Raw genomic sequence first — 25,074 nt, 5'->3', positions numbered from 1 at the left:
GTCAGCCCTCCCCCGATCCGTCGAACTTCGCCAGAGCCGCAGCCAGCAGCCGGGCTGGTCGCACCCCCGGTGCACCGGTCGGCCCGCACAGCGTACCGGCGCGCGTCGTCAGCATCCCGCCGACGACGACGTGGCTCACATCCGTTGCGGTCGCCGCCAGCACGAGCTGCTCGGGTTCCGCGCCGACGGTACGCACCGACGCGTCGTCGATCTCGATGAGGTCGCAGTGGGCACCCACCCGGATGCCGCCGGTGCGCCCGAGCGCGTCGTAGCCGTGCACGGTCATCGCCGCGACGAGCTCGCGCGGGCTGAACCTGCCACGGCGGCCGGAGGCGAGACGTTCGCCTGCCTCCAGCGCGCGGGCCTCGAGGAACGGGTCGACCACGGCGTTCTGGTCGGATCCCAGCGCGATCCGCGCGCCCGCGCCGGCCAGCCGCCGCGCCGGGCCGATGCCGTCGCCGAGGTCCGCCTCGGTCGTGGGGCACATGACGACGGTGACCCCGCTGTCGCCGAGCAGGCGGATGTCGTCGTCGGTGAGGTGCGTCGCGTGCACGACGCTGAGCCGCGGGCCGAGCGCGCCGGCCCCCTCCAGCACTCCGGTGGGCGTCACGCCGTAGGCGGCGAGGCAGTCGCTGTTCTCCTGCGGCTGCTCGGACAGGTGCACGTGCAGCGGCACGTCGGCGGGCAGCCCCGCCACGATGGCGGCGATGTCTGCGGGCGCGACGGCACGCACCGAGTGCACCGCCGCCCCCACGACGACCTCGGGCGGAAGGGCGTCGCGCAGGGCATGCCAGCGATCGAGCCATGCCCTCGCGGTGCCGTCACCGAAGCGGCGCTGCGCGGCGCTGAGCGGCGCGCCGATGCCCCCGGCGAGGTAGCACGTGTCCAGCAGCGTCAACCGGATGCCGGCGTCGGCCGCGGCATCCGCCAGCGCCGACTCCATGGCGTGGGCGGGGAGGTACGGCGTGCCGTCGGGACGGTGGTGCACGTAGTGGAACTCCGCGACCGCCGTGTAGCCGGCGGCGAGCATCTCGGCGAAGACACCGCGCGCCAGGGCCCGGTAGGTGTCGGGGTCGAGCCGCGCGGCGGCGGCGTACATGCGTTCCCGCCAACGCCAGAAGTCGCCCCCACCGGCATGGGTGCGACCGCGCAGCACGCGGTGGAAGGCATGGGAGTGGGCGTCGGCAGCGCCGGGCAGCACGAAGCCCAGTCGCAGGTCTCCGGGTTGCGGAGCCGCGCCCGGCTCGACCCGTGCGATGCGCCCCGTGCCGTCGGAATGGATGCGCACGTCGCGCACCGCGGCGCCGTCGATGAGGGCGGTGGCGGCGTGGACGATCACAGCAGCCCTCGCAGCACGTGCTCGAGGGCGACGACGCCGGCGACGGCGTCGTCGAGGGTGGCATGTTCTTCAGGCGAGTGGGAGACCCCGCTCGGGTTGCGCACGAAGAGCATCGCCGTCGGCACGTGCGCGGCGAGGATGCCGGCGTCGTGCCCGGCTCCCGTGGGCAGGGCCGGGATGCCGCCGAGACGAGCGGCCAGCCCGTCGCGCAGCACCGGGTCGAAGTGCACTGCGCCGCTCCACGACTCTTCGACGACCGTGACCGAGCACCCTTCGGCGGCCGCTGCCGCGCCCACGCGTGCGGTGATCTCCGCGACGAGGTCCCGGGTGTCGTCGTCCCGCGCGCTGCGGGCGTCGAGCCAGGTCGTCACGGCCGAGGGGATCACGTTCGTACCGCCGGGCAGCGCGTGGATGCGTCCGACGGTGGCCCGGTCGTCGCCGCGGGCGGCAGCGGCATCGCGCACCGCGACGATGCCGCGGGCCGCGGCGACCATCGGGTCCCGGCGGTCGCCCATGCGGGTCGCGCCGGCGTGGTTTGCTTCGCCGGCGATGTCGATGCGCCAGCGGCCGTGGGCGAGGATGCTGGAGGCCACCGCCACCGGGCTGTCGAGCCCGATGAGACCGCGGCCCTGCTCGACGTGCAGCTCGAGGAACAGCCCGATGCGTCCGAGCGCCGCATCGTCGCGGCCGAGGTGGCGTGCGGCGATGCCGTTCGCCTCGGCGGCCTCGGCGAAGCGCACGCCGTCGGCGTCGGCGTCGGCGAGCGCACCCGCCCGTTCCGGATCGATCGCCCCGGTCATCAGCCGTGAGCCGAGGCAGGCCACCCCGAACCGCGAACCCTCCTCTTCGGCGAAGACGACCACGGCGCACGGGCGGCCGGGGGTGAAGCCGGTCGACTGCAGCAGCGCGATGGCATCCAGGGCACTGACCACCCCCAGCGGACCGTCGTACTCGCCTCCGCCGGGAACGGAGTCGAGGTGGCTTCCCACCACCACGGCGTCGTCGCCGGGCGCACCCCACCACGCCCAGATGTTGCCGTTGCGGTCGTGCTCGACACCGAGTCCCAGGCGCTCGGCACGCTCGACGAACCACGCGCGCAGCTCGATCTCGGCCGGCTGCCAGACGTGGCGCGAGTAGCCGCCGCGGGCGCGGTCGCGACCGACGTCGACGATCTCGTGGAGCCCGGTCAGCCGACCCCGGGTTACCGCGACGGCAGGCATCACAGCTCCGCCATCGGGACGCGCAGCCCTCGCTCCTGCGCGACCTCGATGGCCCGCTCGTACCCGGCGTCGACGTGACGCATGACGCCCGTGCCGGGGTCGTTGATCAGCACGCGTTCGATCTTCTCGGCTGCCAGTGCAGTGCCGTCGGCCACCAGCACCTGACCCGCGTGGATCGAGCGGCCGATGCCGACCCCGCCGCCATGGTGCAGCGACACCCAGGTGGCCCCCGAGGCGGTGTTCAGCAACGCGTTCAGCAGCGGCCAGTCGGCGATGGCATCCGACCCGTCCTTCATCGCCTCCGTCTCGCGGTACGGCGAGGCGACCGAGCCTGCGTCGAGGTGGTCACGGCCGATGACGATGGGCGCGCTCAGCTCGCCCGAGGCGACCATCTCGTTGAACCGCAGCCCCGCGAGGTGGCGCTGCTTGTAGCCCAGCCAGCAGATGCGGGCGGGCAGGCCCTCGAACTGCACCTTCTCGGCGGCACCGGTGATCCAGCGATGGAGCTTGTCGTCGTGCGGGAACAGCTCGAGGATCGCCCGGTCGGTCGCGGCGATGTCGGCGGGGTCTCCCGACAGCGCGACCCAGCGGAACGGGCCCTTGCCCTCGGCGAACAGCGGACGGATGTAGGCCGGCACGAAGCCGGGGAACGCGAACGCCCGGTCGTAGCCGCCGAGCTCCGCCTCGGCTCGGATGGAGTTGCCGTAGTCGAACACCTCGGCACCGGCATCCTGGAACGCGACCATGGCGCGCACCTGCGCTGCCATCGAGGCCCGGGATGCCGCGGTGAAACCCTCGGGATCGGCCGCGGCCCGCTCGTGCCATTCCGCCAGCGACACCCCTTCGGGAAGGTAGCTGAGCGGATCGTGCGCGGATGTCTGGTCGGTGACGATGTCCACCGGCACTGCGCGCGCGGCGAGCTCGGCGAAGACCGTCGCGGCGTTGCCGACCAGCCCCACCGACAGCGCGCGGCGCTCGGCCTTGGCGGCGAGCACGCGACGCAGGGCCTCGTCGAGGTCGTCGGTCGTCTCGTCGAGGTAGCCGTGGTCGACGCGGCGCTGCAGCCGGGCCGGGTCCACGTCGACGATCAGCACGACGCCGTCGTTCATCGTGACCGCCAGCGGCTGCGCACCGCCCATGCCGCCCGCGCCGCCGGTGAGGGTGAGGGTGCCGGCGAGCGTGCCGCCGAAGCGCTTGTCGGCGACGGCGGCGAAGGTCTCGTAGGTGCCCTGCAGGATGCCCTGCGTGCCGATGTAGATCCAGGAACCCGCCGTCATCTGGCCGTACATCGTGAGGCCCGCAGCCTCGAGCCGGCGGAACTCCGGCCACGTCGCCCAGTCGCCGACGAGGTGGGAGTTGGCGATGAGCACCCGGGGCGCCCACTCGTGGGTGCGGAAGACTCCGACGGGCTTTCCCGACTGCACGAGCAGGGTCTCGTCGAGCTCGAGGTTCTCCAGCGTCTGCACGATCGCATCGAACGCCGCCCAGCTGCGCACGGCCCGGCCGGTGCCGCCGTAGACGACGAGGTCGTCGGGGCGCTCGGCGACCTCGGGGTCGAGGTTGTTCATGAGCATGCGCAGCGGCGCCTCGGTCTGCCACCCCTTGGCCGTGAGGGTGCTGCCGCGGGCGGCGCGGACGGGGCGGGGCTGGTGGTCGGTCACGGCGGTTCCTTCCGGAGAGGGGATGCGGGTCACTGCAGCTCGCTCGCGACGGCACCGGCGGCACGGCGCAGCGCGCCGGAGCGCACGGCCCCCACTGCGAGCTCGATCTCGGGGGAAAGGTGGCGGTCGCTGCCGGGGCCGGCGACGTCCTCGCGCAGGCGCGCCAGCACCGCACCGGTGGCGGCCGCCGGGGCGAGTGGGGCGCGCAGGTCCAGAGCCCGCGCTGCGGTCATCGCCTCGATCGCGAGCACCCGGGTGAGGCCGTCGATCGCGGTGCGGAGCTTGCGCGCGGCGGCCCAGCCCATCGAGACGTGGTCCTCCTGCATGGCGGACGAGGGGATCGAGTCGACCGACGCGGGCACGGCGAGGCGCTTGAGCTCGGACACGATGCCCGCCGAGGTGTACTGGGCGATCATGAGTCCGGAATCGACGCCGGCATCGTGCGCGAGGAACGCCGGCAGCCCCTGGCTGCGCGCCGGGTCGAGCATGCGATCGGTGCGCCGCTCGGCCATGCTCGCGACGTCGGCCACGACGATCGCGAGGAAGTCGAGCACGTATCCGACCGGGGCGCCGTGGAAGTTGCCGTTGGACTCGACGCGGCCGTCGACGGTGACCACGGGGTTGTCCACCGCCGCGGCGAGCTCCCGCTCGGCGACGAGCGTCGCGTGGTCCACGGTGTCGCGGGCGGCGCCGTGCACCTGCGGCGCGCAGCGCAGCGAGTAGGCGTCCTGCACGCGGGTGCACTCGGGTCCGCGGTGGCTGGCGACGATGGGCGAGCCCTCGAGCATGCGGCGCATGTTTGCCGCCGCGGCGCGCTGGCCGTGCTGCGGGCGCAGCACCGCGAGGTCGTCGGCGAAGGCGGCGTCGGTGCCCAGCAGCGCTTCCACGCTCATCGCGGCGGTGATGTCGGCGGTGGTCAGCAGCATGCGCAGATCGTCGATGGCCAGCGCCAGCATCCCGAGCATGCCGTCGGTGCCGTTGATGAGGGCGAGCCCCTCCTTCTCGGCCAGCACGACCGGCGTGATGCCGGCCGCGGCGAGCGCGTCGGCGGCGGGCACCAGGGCGCCCTGCGCGTCGCGCACGGTGCCCTCGCCCATGAGCGCCAGGGCGCAGTGCGCCAGCGGCGCGAGGTCGCCCGAGCATCCGAGCGACCCGTACTCGCGCACGACCGGGGTGATGCCGGCGTTGAGCACGGCGGCGTAGGTCTCGGCGGTGACCAGGCGCACACCGGTGCGGCCGGTGAGCAGGGTCGACAGGCGCAGCAGCATGAGCGCGCGGATCACCTCACGCTCGATCTCCGGCCCGGAGCCGGCGGCGTGAGAGCGCACCAGGCTCTGCTGCAGCTGCGTGCGACGGTCCGCCGCGATGAACGTGGTGGCGAGGGCGCCGAAGCCGGTGGAGATGCCGTAGTGCGGCGCCGGGTCGTCGGCGAGCTGATCGATCGTGCGCCGGCTGGCGGCGACGGCTGCGCGGGCGTCGCCTGCGATGGCGACGGAGGCGTCGTGGCGCGCGACGGCCACGACGTCGGCGAGGCTCACCGCGCCGACGCCGATGACGACGGGCGCGGATGCGGAGGTGACGGCAGGCATGGTCTCATCACACGGCATCCGGATGCCGCCGTCATCGGCACCCGAGCGAATACCGTCCCGCCCGTGAGACAGTGGGGCATGGCGAACGACGCGTCCGCGGCGCCCGCAGCCCGACACACCCTCGCGATGCTGCGGCACCTGGCGGCGCAGCGCGGACCGGTGACGGCGGCGAGCATCGCCGCGGCGCTGTCGCTGCCGCGGTCGACGGTGTACCGGCTGCTGGGGGTGCTGGAGGAGTACGGCTTCGTGCTGCACTTCCCCGAGGAGCGCCGATACGGCATCGGCATCGCGGCGTTCGAGATCAGCTCGGGGTTCTCGCGCCAGGAGCCGCTGACCCGCCTGGGCGGACCCGTGCTCGCCGCGCTCGTGGACCGCGTGGGCGAGAGCGGCCACCTCGCCGTGCTGCACGGGCGCGACGTGATCTACCTCATCGAGGAGCGGGCCCCCCGCCGACCCTCGCTCGTCTCCGACGTGGGAGTGCGACTGCCGAGCCACCTCACCGCGAGCGGGCGCGCCCTGCTGTCGACACTGCCGAAGTCACAGCTGCGGGCGCTCTTCCCCGACCGCACCGCGTTCGCGCAGCGCACCGATCGGGAGGTGTCCGGATACGGCGACCTCCGCCGGCTCATGACCGAGGTGCGGGCCCAGGGGTACGCCACCGAGAACGGAGACATCACCCCGGGGCTCGCCTCGGTGGCCGTCGCCGTGCGCGATCACACCGGGTGGCCGGCGGCGAGCATCGCGGTGACGTTCGACGCGGCGCTGCCGGCAGACGCGGTCGCCGCGATCGCGGCGCAGGTGACCGCGAGCGCCGCGGACCTGGCGCGGCGGCTGCACGGCCGCCCGCCGAGCGCGACCCGTGCGCGCCCCGTCGCTCAGTCGTCGGCGACGATGACGTCGTAGCCGCGGTCGGCCAGCCGCGCCCGCTGATCGGCCGTGATGGCCGCATCGGTGATGACGGTGTGGAACAACCGCTCGGGCCCCACGACGGCGAACACCCGCTTGTCGAGCTTGCCGGCATCCACCACGAGCACGGCCGTCGCAGCCCGCCGGGCCATCGCCGCATTGACGGCGGCCTCGCGCTCGTCATGGGTCGTGGCGCCGTGGTCGGGGTGCAGCGCGTTGGCGCCGATGAAGGCGATGTCGAGGTTGATGCGGCTGAGGGTCTCCTCCGCGTGCGGGCCGACCAGCTCGTACGAGCGGGGGTGCAGGACCCCTCCCACCACGACGGTCTTGATCTGCGGGCGCACCGCGAGCTGCATCGCGATGTTCACGGCGTTGGTGACGACCGTGAGCCCGGGGTCGTCGGCGGGTTCGGAGACGTCGGGGCGCGCCATCAGCTCGTCGGCGATGGCGGTGGCCGTCGTCCCGCCGGAGAGCCCTACGATCGCCCCCCGCGGCACCAGGGCACTGGCCGCGCGGGCGATGGCCTGCTTCGCGTCGCGGTGCTGCTGGTTCTTGTAGCGCACCGGCAGGTCGTAGGCGACCGAGTGCGACACCGCGCCGCCGCGCGTGCGCGCCAGCAGCTGCTGCTCGGCGAGGGCGTCGAGGTCGCGCCGGGCGGTGGCCGGCGACACGCCGAGCCGCTCGACGACCTCTTCGACCTGCACCCGCCCGGTCTCGGCGAGGAGGTCGAGGACGGCGCTGAGCCGCTCGGCTCGGTTCATCCGACCCTCCGCGGCGACGCGAACAGCTGCAGCAGGCGGGCGGCTTCCTCCACCACGGCTGACCTCCCTGCGTCGATGTACTTGCGCGAGTCTACGACCGCGGGGTGGTCGTCCAGGTGCGCGCGCACCGCGCGGGTGAAGAAGGCGTTGAGATGGGTGGAGACGTTGATCTTCACCAGGCCCGCGTCGATGCCGGCGACGATCGTGTCGTCCGGCACACCCGACGAGCCGTGCAGCACGAGCGGCACCGGCACGGCGTCGCGCAGCCGCGCGATGAGGTCGAGGTCGAGCACGGCGGTGCGCTCGGCCATGGCGTGCGATGAGCCGACCGCCACCGCGAGTGCCCCGACGCCGGTTTCGGCGACGAACTGCGCCGCCTCGGCCGGATCGGTGCGCACGCCCGGCGCGTGTGCGCCGTCCTTGCCGCCGATCTCGCCCAGCTCCGCCTCCACGAGCACGCCGGCGGCATCACCCGCGGCGACGACCCGCTTCGTGGTGGCGACGTTGTCGGCGAAGTCGAGTTTGGCGCCGTCGTACATGACGGAGCTGAAGCCGAGGTCGATGGCGCGGAGGGCCAGGTCGGCGTCTTCGGCGTGGTCGAGGTGCACGGCGACGCGGGCGCTGGAAGCCTCGGCCATCGCGAGGGTCGCGCGGGCGAGCGGCTCGAGCGCGCCGTGGTAGCGCAGGCAGTTCTCGGACAGCTGCAGGATGACGGCGAGGCCGGTGTCCTCGGCGGCGCGCACCAGGGCCTCGGCGGTCTCGAGGTGGATGACGTTGAACGCCCCGGTCGCGGTGCCGGCGTCGCGCGCCTGATCGAGGATCGACTGGGTGGTGGTCAGCGTCATGTCAGCTCCGGGGGTGGGGATGGTCGAGGATCACGGCGGCGGCGAGCCGGTCGCGCTCGGGCGACACCTCACCTGCCTGGGGCATGAGCACCGCCGACGCCGACCACCCGACGGCGGCACGGGCCAGGTGGACGAGGTCGTCGTCGGTGAGGTCGGTCGCGTCGCCCCGTCGCGCCAGCAGCGCGGCGATGGCGGCGACGGCAGCGTCGCCGGCACCGGTCGGGTTGCCGTGGAGCATCTCGGGAAGGCGGGCACGGAGGGCCCGGTCGGGCGCGCTGCGGCGCACCAGCAGCATCCCGTCGCCGCCGAGCGAGACGACCGCGAGGCCCGCGCCCTGCTCCAGCAGCACTCGAGCGCCCGTGAGCGGGTCGTGGCATCCGGTGGTCTCGTGCAGCTCGGCGGCGTTGGGCTTGACGACGTGGGCACCCGCCGTCGCGGCGGCGAGGAGGGCGGGACCGGTGACGTCGGCGATGGTCGTCGTGCCGGCGCGGACGAGGTCGGCCACGAGCAGGCCGATGTCCTCGCTCCGGATGCCGGGCGGAAGGCTCCCCGAGACCACCACGGTCGTCGCCTGCGCGGCGAGCGCGCGGGCGGCATCCAGGAGGGCGTCGGCCTCTGCCGGCGAGAGTCCACCGCCGCGTTCGTTCAGCAGGGTCGCCTCGCCGTGACGGTCGTCGACGACGGCGATGCTGCGACGGGTCGCGGCGGCCACGGGGACCAGTCGGTGGGGCACACCCGACGCGCCGAGGTCGGCGGCGAGTGCCCGACCCGTGTCGCCCCCGGCGGTCGCCAGCGCCAGGGTGTCGGATCCGGTGGCCTGCAGCACGCGGGCGACGTTGACGCCCTTGCCGCCGGCACGCTCGGCGCCCGTGCCGACGCGGTGCGAGTCCCCGGGGACGAGGGCGTCGACGTGCCACGTGCAGTCCAGGGCCGGGTTGGGCGTGACGGTGAGGATCATGCGGTCACGCGCCGATGCGCCGGCGGGCGCGCAGCGCCGTGCCGATGAGGCCCGCGTCCTCGCCGAGGACGGCCGGCACGAGGTCGGGCACGCGCTGGAAGCTCAGGATGCCGCCGATGCGCTCCCGCAGCGGTGTGAAGAGGGCGTCCCCCGCCTCGGCGAGCCCGCCGCCGACCACGACGATCCCCGGTGCGAGCACCGTGACGGCCCGCGCGATCTCGTGCGCGAGCGCCGTTACGGCCCCGTCCCAGACGCGTCGTGCGTCGTCGTCGCCGCGGCCCATGGCCTCGAGCACACCCCGCGCACCGTCGACGTCGCGCCCCGTGGCCTCGCGGTAGCGGCGGGCGATCGCGCCGGCCGAGGCTACCGTCTCGAGGCATCCGATCCCGCCGCAGGGGCAGGGCTCGCCGCCGGGCTCCGAGACGACGTGACCGATCTCGCCCGCGTACCCGCCGCCGACCAGCGCCACCCCGTCGACGATGATCGTCGAGGCGATGCCGGTGCCGATGACGATGACCATCGCGTCACGGTGGCCGCGCGCGGCGCCCCACCGGTGCTCGGCGAGGCCGGCGGCGCGCACGTCATGGCCGAAGGCGACCGGAACGTGCAGCGCGGCCTCGGCGAGCGCCTGCAGCGGCGCGTCCCGCCACCCCAGGTTGCCGGAGAAGATGCCGAGCCCGGCGTCCTCGTCCACGAGCCCCGGCACACTGAGCCCGGCGGCGACCGGAACCAGCTGCGGGTGCGTGGCGCGGTACTGCTCCGCCAGCACCCCCAGGTGCTCGGCGATCGCACCGGCGGGGTCGGTCTGCGAGCGCGGCGTCGGCGTGCGGCGCAGGCCCGTCACCGTCCCCGCGGCGTCGATGATCGCCGACTTCGTCGCGGTGCCGCCCACGTCGAAGGACAGCACGACGGGGCCGTCGCCGAGGCTCGGTGCGCTCATGCGTCGAGGATGACCGCTCGACTGAGGTTGCGCGGCAGGTCGGGGTTGAGCCCGCGCGCCTGGGCGCGGGCGAGGGCCACCCGCTGTGCGCGCACGAGGTCGGCCATGGGGTCCAGCCCGCTCAGCTCGAAGCGGGCGCCGGTGCGGGCGACCTCCTCGGCGAGTCCCTCGGGCGCGGCGCCGAACGACCACGTGACGCGGCCCGGCGCGGCGATGGCGATCGGGCCGTGACGGTAGTCCATGGCGGGGTAGGACTCGGTCCACGACTGCGATGCCTCGCGCATCTTCAGCGCGGCCTCGTGCGTGAGGCCGATGGACCAGCCCGTGCCGATGAAGGTGTACTGCTCGGCGTCGATCAGCTCGGCATCCAGGTCTTCGGCGATCGCGCGCTCACCGTCGGCGATCACCGGGGTGAGGTCCTCGCCCAGCGACGCGCGGAACAGGGCCAGCGCGGTGGTGGCGAACCGTGTCTGCACGACCGAGCGCTCATCGGCGAAGGGCATCGTGATGGCGGCATCCACCATTCCCACCAGCGGCGACGTGTCGTCGCCGACGACGCCCACCAGGCGCGTGCGGCCCTTGCGGCGCACGGCGAGCTGCAGCACCTCTGTCGTCGTGCCCGAGCGGGTGAGCGCGACGATGACGTCGTAGTCGCGGTCGGGCATCTCGGATGCCGCGAAGGCGTCGGTGATACCGGCGCCGCTGCGCTCGCGCAGCGTGGCGTAGGCCTGCGCTATGAACCAGGACGTGCCGCAGCCCACGACCGCGACGCGCGCACCGGGTTCGGGCAGCACGGTCTGGCTCGCCGCCAGTTCCGCCGCGCGCGCCCACATCTGGGGCTGCGTCCGCAGCTCGGTCTCCATGTAGGTCGTTTCGCCGTGCATCGCCTGCCTGCCTCCCCCGCGTCGCCTGATCAGAGTTTGATCGTTTGTGATTGCGAGTGCGGTGTTTCACTCAGTCTAGTGAGCAATTGGCGACACGCGGAACACCGGGCCGTCGGGAGCGGGGATCAGACCGTCGCGCGGGGAGCGGCGGTGGAGGCGCGCACGATGAGCTCGGGCGCGACCGGCGACGTCGTCTGCGCCTCGCGCCCTTCGATCAGCGAGATCACCCGGTCGGCCGCCGTGCGACCCACCTGCTCGAACGGCTGACGCACCGTGGTCAGCGCCGGCGTGGCGAACGCGGCGAGCGCGATGTCGTCGACCGACACGACCGACACGTCGCCCGGCACCGAGCGGCCCGCCTCGTGCAGGGCCCGCACGACTCCGAAGGCCATCTCGTCGCTCGAGACGAACACGCCTGTCGCGCCGGGGATGGCCGCCAGCGTGCGCCCGGCGCGGTAACCGGACTCCGGCGACCAGTCACCGGGGATCACCGGCGGCGCCGTGATGCCGCGCTCGAGCAGGACGTCCTGCCACTCCTCACGACGGGCCACCGACTCCTGCCAGAACTCGTCGCCCGAGACGTGCCAGACCGTCTCGTGCCCGAGGTCGAGCAGGTGTTCGGTCGCGACGCGGGCGATGGCGCGCTGGTCGATGAGCACATCGGCGCCGTGCCCGTCGTCCTGGCGGTGTCCGATCGTGGGCGTGCGGGCGGTGCGGCTGCCCAGCGCATCGGGAAGGAACCCCACCGGCGCGAGCATGATGATGCCCTCGGCACCCTGACGCTCGAGCCGGTCGAACGCGTCGACGAAGGCGAGCGGGGCGGAGTGGTGCGGAACGCTCGCGGTCGAGACGGCATAGCCCTCTTCCGCCGCGATGGCTTCGATGCCGAGGAGGATCGCGCTCGTGGAGTACTGCGCGGTGGAGATCGTGATCACCCCGAGCATGCGGGTGCGTCCGGACGCCAGCGAGGCCGCGGCCGCGTGCAGCCGGTAGCCGGTCGCCTCGACGGCCGCCATCACCCGGTGGGCGGTCTCGGGACGCACGTTGGACTGCCCGGCGATCACCCGCGAGACCGTCTGGGTGGAGACCCCCGCGACGCGCGCGACGTCGACCTGACTCGGGGCTCGATCCCCCGCTGGACGACGCGGCATGGACTCATCGTAGTGAGCGGGGAGCCGAACATTCCATCGCGTGGGGAAATAGGGCAGGATGTCATGAGATGTGAACGCAAACATCGATCACTTCGGATCATGAGGTCCCGAAAAAACACGAGGGGGAGCCCCGGATGGACACGCCCGCAGCTGGCGGCCAGCGATCTGCAGTATCAGCGCTCACATATGAGTCCGAGACGCTGCTGCGACACGGTCGGCCACACCGGATGCTCGCCGGCGCTGTGCACTACTTCCGCGTGCATCCCGACCTGTGGGAAGATCGGCTGCGCCGGCTCGCGGCGATGGGCGCGAACACCGTCGACACCTACATCCCGTGGAACTTCCATGAGCAGGTCGAGGGCGAGCGCCGCTTCGACGGCTGGCGTGACATCGAGGGTTTCATCCGCCTCGCCGCCGAGGTCGGGCTCGACGTCTACGTGCGACCGAGCCCCTACATCTGCGCGGAGTGGTCCAACGGCGGTCTGCCGTCGTGGCTCACCGCCCGCACCCGCGGCGTGCGCAGCAGCGATGCCGTCTACCTCGACGCGGTCGAAGCCTGGTACGCCGAGCTCCTCCCCCGGCTCGCGCCGCTCCAGGCCGGCCGAGGCGGCCCCATCGTGGCGGTGCAGGTGGAGAACGAGTACGGCTCCTACGGGTCGGACCGTGTCTACCTCGAGCACCAGCGCGACCTGCTGCGCGCCCACGGCATCGTGGAGCTGCTGACCACCGCCGACGGGATCACCGCCGACATGCAGCACCACGGGTCTGTGTCCGGCGCCATGCCGAGCTTCACGTTCGGCACGGGGGTGGACACCGCGCGGGACCTGCTGCCGGACGCGACGCCGCTGCTGTGCAGCGAACTGTGGGGCGGCTGGTTCGACCACTGGGGCGAGCGGCATCACGTGCGCAGCGCCCAGAGCATGACCGGCACCGTCGACGCGCTGCTGGCGGCGGGCGGCTCGGTGAGCCTGTACATGGCGCACGGCGGCACGAACTTCGGGCTGTGGGCCGGTGCGAACTGGGACGGCGTGCTGCAGCCGACGGTGACCAGCTACGACTCCGACGCCCCCATCGCCGAGGACGGCAGGCTGGGCGCGAAGTTCGAGGCCCTGCGCGCCGCATTCGCGCCGTTCCACGACGGCCCGCTCCCCGAGGTGCCGGCCGAGCCGCGCTTCCAGGAGCCGCAGACGCTGCCACTGGCCCGCGAGGGCTCGCTCGCCGCGACCCTGCGCGCCCTGCCGGCAGGCGAGCGCACCGGCATCCCTGCCACCTTCGAGGAGCTCGGGGTGGCCGACGGCCTCGTCGTCTACGAGACCCGCGTCCGCATCGGCGACGAGAAGACCCTCAGCATCCGCGGTCTGCACGACCGCGCGATCGTGCTGATCGACGGCGAGCCGATCGCGACACTCGAACGCGACGGGCGCACGAGTGTCGACCTCCACGGCCACGACGGCGAGCACGACCTGACGCTGGTGGTGGAGAGCCTCGGCCGCATCAACTACGGCCCCCTCACCGGGGAGCACAAGGGCATCATGGGCGGCGTGCTGCTCGGCCGGCGCTACCTGCACGGCTGGACGCACCGCATCGTCCCGCTCGACGGCTCGCTCGTCGCCGTCGGCGACACCGAGGCAGCGGCGGGTCTGGCGACGGCGACGGTCGACCTCGTCGAGACGGCGGATGCCTGGCTCGCACTCCCCGGCGGCAGCAAGGGCCTGGTGTGGCTCAACGGCTTCCTGCTCGGCCGCTACTGGAGCGTCGGCCCGCAGGAGACGCTGTACGCACCCGCGCCGCTGTGGCGCGTCGGACGCAACGACGTGCGGGTGCTCGACCTGGAGCAGCTGCCGGCCACCCTGGAGATCCGCGACGTCGCCTCGCTCGGGATGACCGAGGAGTTCATCGGCTCCTGACCCTCCGGCCGCACCTCTCGTCGGTTCGGTCGTCGGCTGGTTCGGTCGTCGCATCCGTCCCGCCGCGCGGCGCCATCCGGGCCGTTCGCGACGACCGAGCCGGACGCCGGCGGGTTGGGTCGTCGCATCCGTCCCACCTCTGGGCTCCTCGGGGACTTTCACGCCGACCGAGCGGATGCCGGCGCGCGCCGCGCCGCGCAGCAGGCGCCACACCGGCGGGCGCCGAACCCGGCGTTCGGTCGTCGCAAAGGGCCCGCCGCGGGGCGCACGCAGGGACTTTCGCGACGACCGAGCGGATCGCCGGTTGGTTCAGTCGTCGCAAAGGGCCCGGCGGGGGCAAGCATGGGGGCTTTTGCGACGAGCGAGCAGGATGCCGGCACGCACCGAGCCACGACGTACCGCGCCGATGGCGCGGGCACGGCCCCCGCACGTCGGTCGTCGCGAAGGACCCGCCGCGCGCGCCCCCAGGGACATTCGCAACGACCGAGCGGATCGCCGGTTGGTTCAGTCGTCGCAAAAGGCCCGCCGGGGGCAAGCATGGGGGCTTTTGCGACGAGCGAGCAGGATGCCAGGGCACCCCGACCCCGACCCCGAGCCCCCGTGCACGCGCGCGCGCACGCGACGGCGCCCCGGGCGTCAGGCGATCCTGACTCCCGGGGCGCACTCACTCGCCAGCGCGGGCGGGCGGCTCTCAGCCCTTCACGGCGCCGGCGGCCAGACCCGAGCGCAGGTAGCGCTGCAGCGTGAAGAACAGGATGATCAGCGGCAGCACGCCCAACAGCGCGCCGAGCATGACGGCTCCCTTGTTCGGCGAGAAGTAGCTCATCATGCCGAACAGACCCAGCGTCACGGGCTTGAGCTCCTGCGAGGAGACCATCAGCAACGGCAGCAGGAAGTTGTTCCAGGTCGCCACGAAGATGAACAGGAAGATCGTCACCATCGCAGGTGCGAGCAGCCGCATCACGATGGTGAAGAAGATGCGCAACTCCCCCGCTCCGTCGATGCGCGCCGCCTCGAGCAGCTCTGTCGGCACGGATTGGGCGTAGACCATCCCGAGGAACACGCCGAACGGCGAGACGGCGGAGGGGATGATGATCGCCCACACGGTGTCCACGAGCCCCAGCGCGTGGAACTCCAGATACAGCGGCACGGTCAGCAGCGCCACCGGCATCAGCAGGCCCGCCATGATGATCGCGACGGCGACCTTCTTACCCGGGAAGGAGAACTTCGCGATGGCGTAGCCGGCCATGATCGCGAAGAGCGTGCCGACGACACCGGCCGTCACCGAGTAGAAGATCGAGTTGCCCACCCACCGCCAGAACATGCCCTGCGTCCAGGACATGAGGCTGTCGTAGTTCGCGCCGAGGTTCCACTCCGCGAACCAGAAGCCGAAGGTCGACGTCAGGTCGCGGTTGTTCTTAGTCGAGGCCACCACGAGCCAGTAGACGGGCCCGAGGAAGTAGACCGCGGCGGCGATGAGGGCGATGAGGCCGGCGATCTTCCCCCGGCGGCTGGGGAGGGCGTTCTTGGGAGGCAGGTCGAAGTCGACCTTGCGGGCGCGCCGGTTGCCGGTGCGGATCGCGGTGGTCATGAGTTTCCTCCCTTGCGGCGCTGGAGCACCGCATAGACGATCGCGAGTCCGCCGGCGATGACCGCCATGAGCAGCGAATACGCGGATGCCATGCCCGTGCCGGACGGCGAGACGGCGCCCAGCAGCGAGTTGTAGGTGAGCATCATGGGCGTGTAGCCCTTGCCCATCCAGGGGTTCTGGCTCTCCATCACGGTCGGCTCGTTGAACAGCTGGATCGTGCCGATGATCGACAGCAGCACCGCCAGGAGGGCAGCCCCCCGCACGAGCGGAACCTTGATCTTGATCGCGATCTGCCAACCCGAGGCCCCGTCGATGCGGGCCGCCTCGTACAGATCACGCGGTGCAGCCTGGAGGGCTGCGAGGAAGATGAGCATGTTGTAGCCGGTGTACGTCCACGTCGTCATGTTCGCCATCGACAGCAGGATCGTGCCCGGCGCCATGAAGTCCGTCCCCTCGGGGAGGTACTGCATGAACGGCGACACCTCGGGGGTGTAGAGGTACAGCCACATCATCGCGGCGATGACGCCCGGGATGGCGTACGGCAGGAAGAACGACAGCCGGAACACGCCGGGGCGGCGCACGATGAAGGAATCCAGCAGGAGCGCGAGGCCCAGAGCCGCGATCGTCATGATCGGGATCTGCACGATCGCGTACAGCACGACCCGGCCCATGCCGGCCCAGAAGGTCTCGTTGGCGATCGCGATGGCGAAGTTGTCGAAGCCGACGAAGGCCTCCACCAGCTCCCCGCCGCCGTACAGGCCCTCACCCGAGGGGACCTCGCTGAACATCGACGCCCGGATCGACACGGCGATCGGGATGACGAAGACGACGATGAACAGCACCGAGAACGGTGCCATGAACGCCCAGCCGGTCAACGCTTCGCGCCGGGCGCCGCCGCGTCGGCCTCGGCCCTTTCGCGTGGGCGAGGTCGCGCGGGCTGTCGCGGCCGCGGCGGCCACGGTGGGCGGGGTGGTCAATGTCATCTCATCGTCTTTCAAGTGCAGGAGCCGGCAGAGCACATGGTGTGGTCAATGCGCTCCGCCGGCTCAGCGGTGTGTCGGCGGAGCGCGTCAGTCCGCGACCGGCAGACCCAGGTCCTTCAGCGCCGAGACGGCGTCGTTCTGTCCCGTGGTGAAGATGTCGGCGACCGACGCTGCACCCGAGGCGACGCCGGAGGCGGTCTCGTTCATCGTGGTGAGCGAGGCGAAGCCGGGAGCGTAGACGAACTCCGGGTTCATCGCAGCGGATGCCGTGGCGAGCTCGGCGAGCACGTCCTGGCCGCCGAACTGGCGCAGCATCTTCTCGCTCGTCTCCGGCGTGCCGTTGGCGGCGACGACCAGACCCTGCGAGGCGAGGTCATCGATCTGCGTGTTGAACCAGCCGTTGAACGCCATCGCCTCGGCGGGGTGCTCGCAGCCGGCCATCACGGCCACGCCCGAGCCACCGTCGGGGCCCGAGAGCGCACCGGCGCCGAAGTCGGGCAGCTGCGCGACGCGCCACTGGCCCTCGGTCGGGGTGCCGTCGAGCGAGTCGAGCATGAAGCCCGCCTCCCAGGCGGCGCCGATGTGACCGATGAGCGCGCTGTCGTTGATGGCCTGCGTGAAGCCCTCGCCCCAGCGCTCGGTCATCAGGGCGTCCTGCCCGTCGACGAGACCCTGCCAGAACGCGGCGACCTTCTGGCTGCCCGGGCCCTCGACGTCGACCGACCACGAGTCGCCCGAGGTGTCGAACCAGACGTCGCCGGCTGCGGCGGACTGCGCCGAGAGCCAGTTGAGGGCCTCGTCCGGAGTGAAGGCCGCGACGTACTTGCCCGCGTCGGCAGCGACGGCCGCGCTGGCCGCGAGCTCCTCGATCGTGGTCGGGACCTCGAGGCCCAGGGCGGTGAACTCGGTCTCGTTGTAGTAGTAGACGAGGGGGCCGGTGTCCTGCGGCAGACCGACGACGGCGTCGCCGACGGTCATCATCGCGTAGGCGCCGGCGCCGAAGTCATCCTTGTACTTGCCGGCCTCGGCGGCGACGTCCTCGAGCAGACCCTTGACGAACAGCTGCGGGACCTCGGAGTAGCCCAGCTGCGCCAGGCACGGCCCGTTGCCGGCCTTGACGTCGGTCTCGAGCTTGAGGATCAGGTCGCTGGCCGCGCCGTCGAACTTCGTGGCGGTGACCTGGATGCCGGGGTTGTCCTCGTTCCAGCGGTCGACGATGTCCGCGACCGCGGTCATGCCCTCACCGTCGGGCAGACGGTGGATGTAGGTGATCTCGACCGGATCGCCGGATGCCTCTTCCGGGTCCGTGCCTGCGCTCCCGCCGCTGCACGCGGCCAGGGCAACCGCCGACACGGCTGCCAGAGCCGTGACTGCGGCGGCACGGCCGCCGCGGAACTTCGATGTCATGTGTCGCTCCCCTTCGAGGAAGCCGCGCCCCATGCGCGGCTGGTGTACATCGGCCGTTGATGCGAGATGCTGCGTTCGCCATCCTCGTCGATGAGATGGATGTTTGCGTTCACAATACCGCCGATCCGCGTCTGATCAAGTCTCAATCTGATTTCAATGGCAGTAACTGTTCACCGCGAACACTACCCAGCACGACGCGACATTGGCGTGGGTCGAGCCGGGAGAAATGCCGTCGTCCGCGCGCCGGAGAACGGCCCGCCCACGCGTGGGGCCAGCCGGCGACGGGGATCGGGTCAGCGGGCTCCGGGAACCGGGGTCAGCGGGCTCCGGGAACCGGGGTCAGCGGGCGTCGGGAATCGGGGTCAGCGGGCGGCTTGGGCAGGGTCGTCGTCGCCGGGAATCGGCGTCAGAGCGAGCTGGGTCGCCGGTGTGATGAGGAGGTAGGTCGGCCGCGGTTCGCCCTCGCCCTGATTGACCTCGAGCCAGAAGACGGCCGACCCGTCAGCCACACGCGCCGCGATCTCATCGCGGAACTCGGCGAAGTCGCGCCCGCCGACCGAATAGGAATTTCCGCCGTAGGCGATGTCAATGCGCTTCATCGAACTTCACCGCCTCGGCGTCGGGGGCGGGCTCGGGCACGACATAGAGCCCCTGCGGCGAGTTCGCGGTGTAGGTGAGGGCGCCCAGCCACGCCGGGTTGAGCGGCACGCGGCGGCTGCCGTAGTACTTGTAGACCAGCACGCTGCGAGGGTGCAGCCAGATGGTGGTGCGCCCGTCGCCGATGCTGGCGTCGTCGCGCCAGGTGAAATGGAACGACTCCCCGCGGCGAAGCTTCGCCCCGATCACCACCTGCAGGTGGGCGAGCAGTCTGTCCTCGAAATCGGCCTTCAGCTGCCCTTCGAAAATGAACTTGCCCACGGCATCAGCCCCTTCCCACCCCGGCTGCTGGAACGGCATGGATGACCGCCCTCTTCCTATCCCATCTGGGCCCCGGGCGGAAGCGGGTGTGCGTGACGCCGCGCAGTGGGTACAAAAGCGGGTCATGGAGAGAGTTCACTACGCGGGCAGTTCGATCCTCACCGGTTCTGCCATCGCCCACGCGTTGATCGACTACGCGCAGGCGCTGGCAGAGGTGGGAACGTCGGCCACCACGCAAATCCCGACACTGAACGACGACGGCACGCCGGGGATGTCGGAGGTGCTGATCGGTCCGGCCAGCCAGCTGATCGCCGACACCGAGGAATCCCCCTACGACGAGGTCGTCGACGACGAGCTGGTCGCGCGCCTGCGCCGCGCCGCGGACCGGGTGCGAAACGACAGCTCGCCCTCCCCCGCGGCGCAGATGATGGACGACGACCCTCGCAACGACACGTCGGTCGACGAGTTCTGACGCGGCGGTAGCACGTTCGCGAGCGATTGGGGAGGATGTGCGACCCGTTTCAGGAGCGGATTATGGTGACGGCATGTCCGCTCCGCCCCTCCGCCCTCGCGGCCGACGCGTCGCCCCGATCGTCGTGATCGGGCTCCTGGCGACGCTCGTCGGCTGCGGTGCCGTTCCCGCAGACACCGACGACACCCTCGACCGCGTGACCGGCGGCGACCTGCGTGTCGGCATCACCCACAACCCACCCTGGACCGACACGTCCGGCTCCTCCGCCCGCCCGAGCGGCACCGAGGTGGACCTGGTCGAGCACCTGGCAGACGAACTCGATGCCGAGATCGTGTGGACTGAGAGCAGCGAGGCGGCACTGGCCGAAGCGCTCAACCGGGGCGACCTCGACCTCGCCATCGGGGGCTTCACCGACGACACCCCCTGGACCGAGCTCGCGGCCATCACGACCCCCTACACGGAGGCGGCCGACCCGTACGGCACCGTGAAGAAGCACGTCCTCCTCACGCGCATGGGCGAGAACCGCTTCCTGGTGACGACGGAGCAGTTCCTGCGCGAGCACGGGAGTGACCGATGACCCCGCTCCCGCCGCCGCTCCCGCTGCCGCCGTCGCACTCGCCGACCCTCCGGCGGGCGATCCGGTTCGAGTGGTACACGCTGGCGTTCCTCGCCGTGGCGATCACCGCGGTCTACCTCGTGATGGGCAATTCGCAGGCGATGAAGGCCGCGTGGATCGAGGACCTCCTCTCGCTCGCGCCGCCCATCGCCTTCCTGCTGGCGGTGCGCATCATGGCCAAAGGCCCCACCGAGAAGTTCCCGTACGGGTTCTTCCGCTCGGTCGGCGTCGCGCACCTCGTCGCCGGGGTCGCCCTGTTCGCCATGGGGGCGTTCCTGCTCGTCGACTCAGGGATCGGACTGATCCGCGGCGAGCGCCCGCCGATCGGATCCGTGGAACTGTTCGGCCAGAGCGTCTGGCTCGGCTGGCTCATGATGGCGGTGATGGCACTGACCATTCCGCTGCCCATCTACTTCGGCCGAGTGAAGATGAAGCTCGCGAAAGAGCTGCACAACAAGGTGCTCTACGCCGACGCCGACATGAACAAGGCCGACTGGATGACCGCCGCCGGTTCCATCGTGGGCGTCGCGGGCATCGGCATCGGCTGGTGGTGGACCGACGCCGTCGCGGCATCCCTCATCGCCCTCAGCATCCTGTGGGACGGCGTCAAGAACACCCGCGCAGCGATCACGGATCTCATGGACACGAGGGCGACCACGTTCGACGACGGCCGCCCGCACCCCGACGCCGCCCTCGTGGACGAGTACCTGGGAGGGCTGCGCTGGGTGGATGCCGTCGCCTCGCGTGTGCGCGATCAGGGGCAGTTCTTCCACGTCGAGGCCTTCGTCGTGCCGCGACGCGGACGCACCCCCGGCCTCGAGCAGCTCCACGCGGCAGCCGAGGAGTGCAAGGGCCTCGACTGGAAGATCCACGACATGGTGATCACCGTCGTGCCCGAGCTGCCCCCGCAGCTGCGAGCCTCGGCGGTGGGCTCGCCCGCCTGATCGATCCCGGTCGGTCACGACCGGTCGTGCTGCTCCCGGATGCGGCGCCCCTCGGCGATGTCGCGCCGTTCCTTCTCGGCGCGCTTGTCGCTCTGGCGCGTATCCCGCGCCGGCAGTTGGATGTCCTCCTCGGCCGCGATGCCGCCCTGCAGCTGTCTGCCCCGTTCGAGCTCGGCGTCGAACTCCGCTCCGAACAGCAGTGCCAGGTTCGCGATCCACAGCCAGAGCAGGAACACGATCACACCGGCCAGCGATCCATAGGTGCGGTCGTAGTTGGAGAAGTTGGCGACGTAGACCCCGAAGCCGAGGGTGCCCAGCGCGAGCACCACGATCGCAAGGACGGCGCCCATGCTCACCCAGCGGAACTTCGGCTGCTTCGCATTCGGTGTGGCGTAGTAGAGCACGGCGACGAGGAAGACCACGACGACCAGCAGCAGCGGCCACTTCACGATGCTCCACGCGATGCGCACGCCCTCGCCGACGCCGATGGCCGCTCCCACGGCGTCGACGACGTCGCCGGAGAGCACGAGCGCCGCGGCGACGATGGTCAGCGAGACGACGGCGATGATGGTCACGAGCAGCTGCATCGGACGCAGCTTCCAGAAGGGGCGTCCCTCCTCGATCTCGTAGATGCGGTTCATCGCCCGGCTGAAGGCACCGACGTAGCCGGATGCCGACCACAGGGCGATCAGGATGCCGATGATGAGGGCGAGACCGGCTCCCGGGGCCTGGGACAGCTGCTCGATCGGGCCGCGCAGCGCGTCGGCGGTGTCGCCGGGCGCGACGTCTTCGACGATCCCCAGCACCGCATCTGCGGCCGCCCCGCTCTGACCGAAGACCCCCAGCAGCGAGAAGATCGCGATGAGGGCGGGGAAGATCGACAGCACCGCGTAATACGTGAGGCCGGCCGCGGCATCCATGCACTGATCGGCCGTGAACTCACGCACGGTCTTGACCAGCACGTACTTCCACGAGCGCTTCTCGATCTCGGTCGGGGCATCGGGCTTACCGGCGCCGTCGGGGTCTGGCGCGTCCGTACGGGTGTCCTGGTTCTGCTGAGTCACCGTGCCATTCCTTTCGGAGTGCTCTGACGGCCCCGTCGGGGCCCGGCCTGCCAGTGTCGGCAACGCCGCGAGGGCACAGGAGGGACTTGCGTTGCCGACGCCCGTGTGCTCGCGCGAGGCTGGCGTGGCGATTTCGGGCGGAAGCCGCATGGATACCGTGAGCGCCGCTTCCGCCACGCCCGCCGCGGCCGTAGACCGGACACATGATGCTCATGCACACGATGACCGCCGCCCGGTACCTGACCGTCGCGCACCTGCTGGAGCCGTCCGTCTGGCCGGCGGCGGCGACGCTGCGCGAGGCCGATGTGCTCGTGGACGGCGAGTCCCTCGCCCAGCAGGGACGTGTTGCGACCCCGTCCGTGCGCATCGGGCGGGCCGCACCCCAGGTGTGGGGAACATCCCCCATCCGCCAGCGTTTCGTCTCGCTCGTCGTCACGCGCGTCGCCTCGGTCAGCCCCGGCGAAGGGCACGGCCCCGTCGACGTCGTCATCGACGCCGACCTGAGCGGGTGCGAGCCGCACGTCTCGCAGACCCGCCTCGTCGGCCGCACGCCGCCCCGCCGCACCGTTCGCGCGCGGCTGCGCGCCGCCGCTGCCGCCGATGGTCCCCGGCTGCGCCTCCCCCGCGACATCGCGGTCGGCGACCTGCTCGTGATCCCGTGCGAGGGCACGGTCACCCCCGGCGAGATCCGCTGTGGCGGCGCCGAGGTGCAGAGCCACGACGACGCGGCGCCGACGTGCGGGCGGCACGTGCGCGCGAGCTGAGCGCCCTCCCGACATCGGGAATACGCGCAGCCTCGACCTCGTTTCGACAGATACCCCAGGGGGGTATATTCGATCAGAGCGACCCGGGTCCCGGGGAGCGAGGGAGACGTCATGACGCACACCGCACATGCGCACCACGACGGGCATGCCGGTCACGGCGATCACGTCGCCCGTTTCCGCCGGCTCTTCTGGGTCAACCTCGTCCTCGCGGTCCCCGTCGTGGCGTTCTCCGGCATGTTCGCCATGCTCCTCGGCTACACCGTGCCGGATGTCCCCGGGGCGACCTTCATCTCGCCCGTGCTCGGCACGGTGATGTTCCTGTGGGGCGGCTGGCCGTTCCTCACCGGGGCCGTGGAGGAACTGAGGTCGCGGCGGCCGGGCATGATGCTGCTGATCGGACTGGCCATCACCGTCGCGTTCGCCGCCTCGTGGGCGGCGACCCTCGGTCTGGTCCACCACGAACTCGAGTTCTGGTGGGAGTTGGCGCTGCTGATCGTCATCATGCTGCTCGGCCACTGGGTCGAGATGCGCTCCCTCGCCCAGACCTCCTCGGCACTGGACTCCCTCGCCGCGCTGCTGCCCGACCAGGCCGAACGGGTCGAAGGCGACCGTATCGCCCACGTCTCCCCCGCCGACCTCCGCGTCGGCGACGTCGTTGTGGTGCGCCCCGGCGCGAGCATTCCGGCGGATGGTCGCATCGTCACCGGACGCGCCGACATCGACGAGTCGATGGTCACCGGCGAATCCCGACCGGTGGCACGCCGCATCGGCGATGCGGTCGTCGCCGGCACCGTGGCCACCGATTCCGGCCTGCGCGTCGAAGTCACCGCCACGGGGGATGACACGACCCTCGCCGGCATCCAGCGGCTGGTCGCCGAGGCGCAGAACTCCACCTCCCGCGCCCAGCGCATCGCCGACCGTGCAGCCGGGTGGCTGTTCTGGTTCGCCCTGTCGGCCGCCGCGATCACCGCCGTCGCCTGGTCGATCGCCGGCGATCCCGACGCTGCCGTGGCCCGCACCATCACGGTGCTGGTCATCGCCTGCCCCCACGCGCTGGGTCTCGCGATCCCGCTCGTGGTGTCGATCGCCACCGAGCGCGCGGCGCGCAGCGGCGTTCTCATCACCGACCGGCGGGCGCTGGAGACCATGCGCACCGTCGACGTCGTGGTGTTCGACAAGACCGGCACGCTGACCAAGGGCGAACCCACCGTCACCGACATCGCCCCCGTCACCGGGCACGACGCGGCGGGGGTGCTCGCGCTGGCCGCCGCGGCGGAGGCCGACAGCGAGCACCCGCTCGCCCGGGCGATCATGCGCGCGGCCGCAGGCCGTCGGCTGACCCCCGCTGCGGCGAGCGGCTTCGCCTCCTCCCCCGCGGTCGGCGTGACCGCGACCGTCGACGGCCACGAGGTGCGCGTGGGCGGGCCGCGACTGCTCGCGGACGTGGGCGCGACCGAAGTCGCGGCGACCGCCGAGTGGCGGTCGGAGGGCGCGATCATCCTGCACGTCGTCGTGGACGGCGCGGTGGTCGGCGCGCTGAAGCTCGCCGACGACATCCGACCCGAATCCCGCGAGGCCGTGTCGGCGCTGCACACCCTGGGCCTCGAGGTCGTCATGATCACCGGCGACGCCGAGGCCGTCGCCCGCGCCGTGGCCGACGAACTCGGCATCGACCGCGTGTTCGCCGGCGTGCGCCCCGAGGAGAAGTCGGCGAAGCTGGCGCACCTGCAGGGCGAAGGGAAGAAGGTCGCGATGGTCGGCGACGGCGTCAATGACGCCCCCGGGCTCGCGCAGGCCGACGTCGGCATCGCGATCGGGGCCGGCACCGACGTGGCGATCGCCTCCGCGGGCGTCATCCTCGCCAGCTCCGACCCCCGATCGGTCCTCTCGGTGATCACGCTGTCCCGCGCGAGCTACCGCAAGATGACCCAGAACCTGTGGTGGGCAGCGGGCTACAACCTCATCTCTGTGCCGCTCGCCGCCGGCATCCTGGCCCCCCTCGGCTTCGTCCTGCCCATGTCGGTGGGCGCGATCCTGATGTCGGCCTCGACCGTCGTCGTCGCCCTCAACGCGCAGCTGCTGCGTCGCCTCGACTTGACGCCGTAGGCGGATGCCGCGATACGGGCTGCCGCGCCCGAGCGGGTGACACGCGTA

Annotated in this window: 23 protein-coding genes; 7 read left to right on the top strand and 16 right to left on the bottom strand. The window is 71.9% G+C overall.

Annotated elements, in window-relative coordinates; genetic code table 11:
• Position 1: 1 nt before the first annotated feature.
• Genes ACFVR6_RS02980 through hutH form a run of 4 tightly spaced genes read right to left on the bottom strand, consistent with a single transcriptional unit; the run spans position 2 to position 5,809 of the window.
• Complete coding sequence (locus tag ACFVR6_RS02980) at positions 2-1,339, bottom strand: formimidoylglutamate deiminase (RefSeq protein WP_386958665.1); 1,338 nt, start codon at positions 1,337-1,339, stop codon at positions 2-4.
• On the bottom strand, positions 1,336-2,559 hold the full coding sequence (locus ACFVR6_RS02975; RefSeq protein WP_386958663.1) for an allantoate amidohydrolase: 1,224 nt from the start codon (positions 2,557-2,559) through the stop codon (positions 1,336-1,338). Before ACFVR6_RS02975 ends, ACFVR6_RS02980 begins: the two co-directional genes overlap by 4 nt.
• The gene (hutU, locus tag ACFVR6_RS02970) at positions 2,559-4,220 is read right to left on the bottom strand and encodes a urocanate hydratase (RefSeq protein WP_386958661.1); all 1,662 of its coding nucleotides are present in this window, start codon (positions 4,218-4,220) and stop codon (positions 2,559-2,561) included. Before hutU ends, ACFVR6_RS02975 begins: the two co-directional genes overlap by 1 nt.
• A 29-nt stretch (positions 4,221-4,249) precedes the next feature.
• Positions 4,250-5,809 (bottom strand): histidine ammonia-lyase, encoded by a 1,560-nt coding sequence (hutH, locus tag ACFVR6_RS02965; protein WP_386958659.1) that lies wholly within the window; start codon positions 5,807-5,809, stop codon positions 4,250-4,252.
• Positions 5,810-5,887: 78 nt separating this feature from the next.
• On the opposite strand from hutH, the gene ACFVR6_RS02960 reads away from it, so the two are divergent.
• Entirely contained in the window at positions 5,888-6,712 is an 825-nt protein-coding gene (locus ACFVR6_RS02960; protein ID WP_386958834.1) for an IclR family transcriptional regulator, read from the top strand.
• Here the strand turns inward: ACFVR6_RS02960 and ACFVR6_RS02955 are convergent.
• The 6 genes from ACFVR6_RS02955 to ACFVR6_RS02930 all read right to left on the bottom strand — a co-directional run bounded on the left by ACFVR6_RS02955 (position 6,685) and on the right by ACFVR6_RS02930 (position 12,254).
• On the bottom strand, positions 6,685-7,476 hold the full coding sequence (locus ACFVR6_RS02955) for a DeoR/GlpR family DNA-binding transcription regulator (RefSeq protein ID WP_386958657.1): 792 nt from the start codon (positions 7,474-7,476) through the stop codon (positions 6,685-6,687). The genes ACFVR6_RS02960 and ACFVR6_RS02955 overlap by 28 nt on opposite strands.
• The gene (locus ACFVR6_RS02950) at positions 7,473-8,321 is read right to left on the bottom strand and encodes a class II fructose-bisphosphate aldolase (protein WP_386958655.1); all 849 of its coding nucleotides are present in this window, start codon (positions 8,319-8,321) and stop codon (positions 7,473-7,475) included. Before ACFVR6_RS02950 ends, ACFVR6_RS02955 begins: the two co-directional genes overlap by 4 nt.
• A 1-nt stretch (position 8,322) precedes the next feature.
• The gene (locus ACFVR6_RS02945; protein ID WP_386958653.1) at positions 8,323-9,279 is read right to left on the bottom strand and encodes a 1-phosphofructokinase family hexose kinase; all 957 of its coding nucleotides are present in this window, start codon (positions 9,277-9,279) and stop codon (positions 8,323-8,325) included.
• A 4-nt stretch (positions 9,280-9,283) separates the two neighbouring features.
• Positions 9,284-10,219 (bottom strand): ROK family protein, encoded by a 936-nt coding sequence (locus tag ACFVR6_RS02940; protein ID WP_386958652.1) that lies wholly within the window; start codon positions 10,217-10,219, stop codon positions 9,284-9,286.
• Positions 10,216-11,103 carry an SIS domain-containing protein gene (locus ACFVR6_RS02935; protein ID WP_386958650.1) on the bottom strand — a complete coding sequence of 296 codons (888 nt, stop codon included), beginning with the start codon at positions 11,101-11,103 and terminating at the stop codon, positions 10,216-10,218. The genes ACFVR6_RS02940 and ACFVR6_RS02935 overlap by 4 nt, the downstream gene beginning before the upstream one ends.
• A gap of 125 nt (positions 11,104-11,228) precedes the next feature.
• Positions 11,229-12,254 (bottom strand): LacI family DNA-binding transcriptional regulator, encoded by a 1,026-nt coding sequence (locus ACFVR6_RS02930; protein WP_386958648.1) that lies wholly within the window; start codon positions 12,252-12,254, stop codon positions 11,229-11,231.
• A 134-nt stretch (positions 12,255-12,388) separates the two neighbouring features.
• Between ACFVR6_RS02930 and ACFVR6_RS02925 the strand changes: the two genes are divergently transcribed.
• On the top strand, positions 12,389-14,161 hold the full coding sequence (locus ACFVR6_RS02925; protein WP_386958646.1) for a glycoside hydrolase family 35 protein: 1,773 nt from the start codon (positions 12,389-12,391) through the stop codon (positions 14,159-14,161).
• Between the two features lie 691 nt (positions 14,162-14,852).
• On the opposite strand, the gene ACFVR6_RS02920 is transcribed toward ACFVR6_RS02925, so the two are convergent.
• From ACFVR6_RS02920 to ACFVR6_RS02900, 5 genes are all read right to left on the bottom strand, one after another.
• The gene (locus ACFVR6_RS02920) at positions 14,853-15,752 is read right to left on the bottom strand and encodes a carbohydrate ABC transporter permease (RefSeq protein WP_386958644.1); all 900 of its coding nucleotides are present in this window, start codon (positions 15,750-15,752) and stop codon (positions 14,853-14,855) included.
• Entirely contained in the window at positions 15,749-16,735 is a 987-nt protein-coding gene (locus ACFVR6_RS02915; RefSeq protein ID WP_386958642.1) for a carbohydrate ABC transporter permease, read from the bottom strand. Before ACFVR6_RS02915 ends, ACFVR6_RS02920 begins: the two co-directional genes overlap by 4 nt.
• A gap of 87 nt (positions 16,736-16,822) precedes the next feature.
• Positions 16,823-18,142: an ABC transporter substrate-binding protein gene (locus ACFVR6_RS02910; RefSeq protein ID WP_386958640.1), complete on the bottom strand. Its 1,320-nt coding sequence runs from the start codon at positions 18,140-18,142 to the stop codon at positions 16,823-16,825.
• A gap of 362 nt (positions 18,143-18,504) precedes the next feature.
• Positions 18,505-18,741, bottom strand: coding sequence for a hypothetical protein (locus ACFVR6_RS02905; protein ID WP_386958639.1), 237 nt, complete (start codon positions 18,739-18,741; stop codon positions 18,505-18,507).
• The gene (locus ACFVR6_RS02900) at positions 18,728-19,060 is read right to left on the bottom strand and encodes a DUF7882 family protein (protein ID WP_386958637.1); all 333 of its coding nucleotides are present in this window, start codon (positions 19,058-19,060) and stop codon (positions 18,728-18,730) included. Before ACFVR6_RS02900 ends, ACFVR6_RS02905 begins: the two co-directional genes overlap by 14 nt.
• 88 nt (positions 19,061-19,148) lie before the next feature.
• Here ACFVR6_RS02900 and ACFVR6_RS02895 point away from each other — a divergent pair, with 88 nt between their 5' ends.
• The 3 genes from ACFVR6_RS02895 to ACFVR6_RS02885 all read left to right on the top strand — a co-directional run bounded on the left by ACFVR6_RS02895 (position 19,149) and on the right by ACFVR6_RS02885 (position 21,092).
• Positions 19,149-19,532 (top strand): hypothetical protein, encoded by a 384-nt coding sequence (locus tag ACFVR6_RS02895; RefSeq protein ID WP_386958635.1) that lies wholly within the window; start codon positions 19,149-19,151, stop codon positions 19,530-19,532.
• Between the two features lie 73 nt (positions 19,533-19,605).
• Positions 19,606-20,109 carry a transporter substrate-binding domain-containing protein gene (locus ACFVR6_RS02890; protein ID WP_386958633.1) on the top strand — a complete coding sequence of 168 codons (504 nt, stop codon included), beginning with the start codon at positions 19,606-19,608 and terminating at the stop codon, positions 20,107-20,109.
• Positions 20,106-21,092, top strand: a complete 987-nt coding sequence (locus ACFVR6_RS02885) for a cation diffusion facilitator family transporter (RefSeq protein WP_386958632.1) — start codon at positions 20,106-20,108, stop codon at positions 21,090-21,092. The genes ACFVR6_RS02890 and ACFVR6_RS02885 overlap by 4 nt, the downstream gene beginning before the upstream one ends.
• A 14-nt stretch (positions 21,093-21,106) precedes the next feature.
• Here ACFVR6_RS02885 and ACFVR6_RS02880 read toward each other — a convergent pair whose 3' ends face one another.
• On the bottom strand, positions 21,107-22,156 hold the full coding sequence (locus ACFVR6_RS02880; protein ID WP_386958630.1) for a YihY/virulence factor BrkB family protein: 1,050 nt from the start codon (positions 22,154-22,156) through the stop codon (positions 21,107-21,109).
• Positions 22,157-22,359: 203 nt separating this feature from the next.
• Here ACFVR6_RS02880 and ACFVR6_RS02875 point away from each other — a divergent pair, with 203 nt between their 5' ends.
• Entirely contained in the window at positions 22,360-22,920 is a 561-nt protein-coding gene (locus tag ACFVR6_RS02875; protein ID WP_386958628.1) for a hypothetical protein, read from the top strand.
• A gap of 111 nt (positions 22,921-23,031) precedes the next feature.
• On the top strand, positions 23,032-25,026 hold the full coding sequence (locus tag ACFVR6_RS02870; RefSeq protein ID WP_386958626.1) for a heavy metal translocating P-type ATPase: 1,995 nt from the start codon (positions 23,032-23,034) through the stop codon (positions 25,024-25,026).
• The last annotated feature ends 48 nt before the right edge of the window (positions 25,027-25,074 follow it).

Source organism: Microbacterium sp. NPDC058021 (genome assembly GCF_042885955.1).
In the GTDB taxonomy this organism is placed as follows: Bacteria; Actinomycetota; Actinomycetes; order Actinomycetales; family Microbacteriaceae; genus Microbacterium.
Note: the sequence above shows the minus strand (reverse complement) of the source record. Positions and strands in the feature narration are given on the sequence as shown.

What these genes read in the sequence shown, in the direction of transcription:
- ACFVR6_RS02975 (WP_386958663.1), bottom strand. Translation starts at nt 2,559, where the DNA reads ATGCCTGCCGTCGCGGTAACCCGGGGTCGGCTGACCGGGCTCCACGAG.
- hutH (WP_386958659.1), bottom strand. Translation starts at nt 5,809, where the DNA reads ATGCCTGCCGTCACCTCCGCATCCGCGCCCGTCGTCATCGGCGTCGGC.
- ACFVR6_RS02960 (WP_386958834.1), top strand. Translation starts at nt 5,888, where the DNA reads ATGGCGAACGACGCGTCCGCGGCGCCCGCAGCCCGACACACCCTCGCG.
- ACFVR6_RS02955 (WP_386958657.1), bottom strand. Translation starts at nt 7,476, where the DNA reads ATGAACCGAGCCGAGCGGCTCAGCGCCGTCCTCGACCTCCTCGCCGAG.
- ACFVR6_RS02950 (WP_386958655.1), bottom strand. Translation starts at nt 8,321, where the DNA reads ATGACGCTGACCACCACCCAGTCGATCCTCGATCAGGCGCGCGACGCC.
- ACFVR6_RS02945 (WP_386958653.1), bottom strand. Translation starts at nt 9,279, where the DNA reads ATGATCCTCACCGTCACGCCCAACCCGGCCCTGGACTGCACGTGGCAC.
- ACFVR6_RS02940 (WP_386958652.1), bottom strand. Translation starts at nt 10,219, where the DNA reads ATGAGCGCACCGAGCCTCGGCGACGGCCCCGTCGTGCTGTCCTTCGAC.
- ACFVR6_RS02935 (WP_386958650.1), bottom strand. Translation starts at nt 11,103, where the DNA reads ATGCACGGCGAAACGACCTACATGGAGACCGAGCTGCGGACGCAGCCC.
- ACFVR6_RS02930 (WP_386958648.1), bottom strand. Translation starts at nt 12,254, where the DNA reads ATGCCGCGTCGTCCAGCGGGGGATCGAGCCCCGAGTCAGGTCGACGTC.
- ACFVR6_RS02925 (WP_386958646.1), top strand. Translation starts at nt 12,389, where the DNA reads ATGGACACGCCCGCAGCTGGCGGCCAGCGATCTGCAGTATCAGCGCTC.
- ACFVR6_RS02920 (WP_386958644.1), bottom strand. Translation starts at nt 15,752, where the DNA reads ATGACCACCGCGATCCGCACCGGCAACCGGCGCGCCCGCAAGGTCGAC.
- ACFVR6_RS02915 (WP_386958642.1), bottom strand. Translation starts at nt 16,735, where the DNA reads ATGACATTGACCACCCCGCCCACCGTGGCCGCCGCGGCCGCGACAGCC.
- ACFVR6_RS02910 (WP_386958640.1), bottom strand. Translation starts at nt 18,142, where the DNA reads ATGACATCGAAGTTCCGCGGCGGCCGTGCCGCCGCAGTCACGGCTCTG.
- ACFVR6_RS02905 (WP_386958639.1), bottom strand. Translation starts at nt 18,741, where the DNA reads ATGAAGCGCATTGACATCGCCTACGGCGGAAATTCCTATTCGGTCGGC.
- ACFVR6_RS02890 (WP_386958633.1), top strand. Translation starts at nt 19,606, where the DNA reads ATGTCCGCTCCGCCCCTCCGCCCTCGCGGCCGACGCGTCGCCCCGATC.
- ACFVR6_RS02885 (WP_386958632.1), top strand. Translation starts at nt 20,106, where the DNA reads ATGACCCCGCTCCCGCCGCCGCTCCCGCTGCCGCCGTCGCACTCGCCG.
- ACFVR6_RS02875 (WP_386958628.1), top strand. Translation starts at nt 22,360, where the DNA reads ATGATGCTCATGCACACGATGACCGCCGCCCGGTACCTGACCGTCGCG.
- ACFVR6_RS02870 (WP_386958626.1), top strand. Translation starts at nt 23,032, where the DNA reads ATGACGCACACCGCACATGCGCACCACGACGGGCATGCCGGTCACGGC.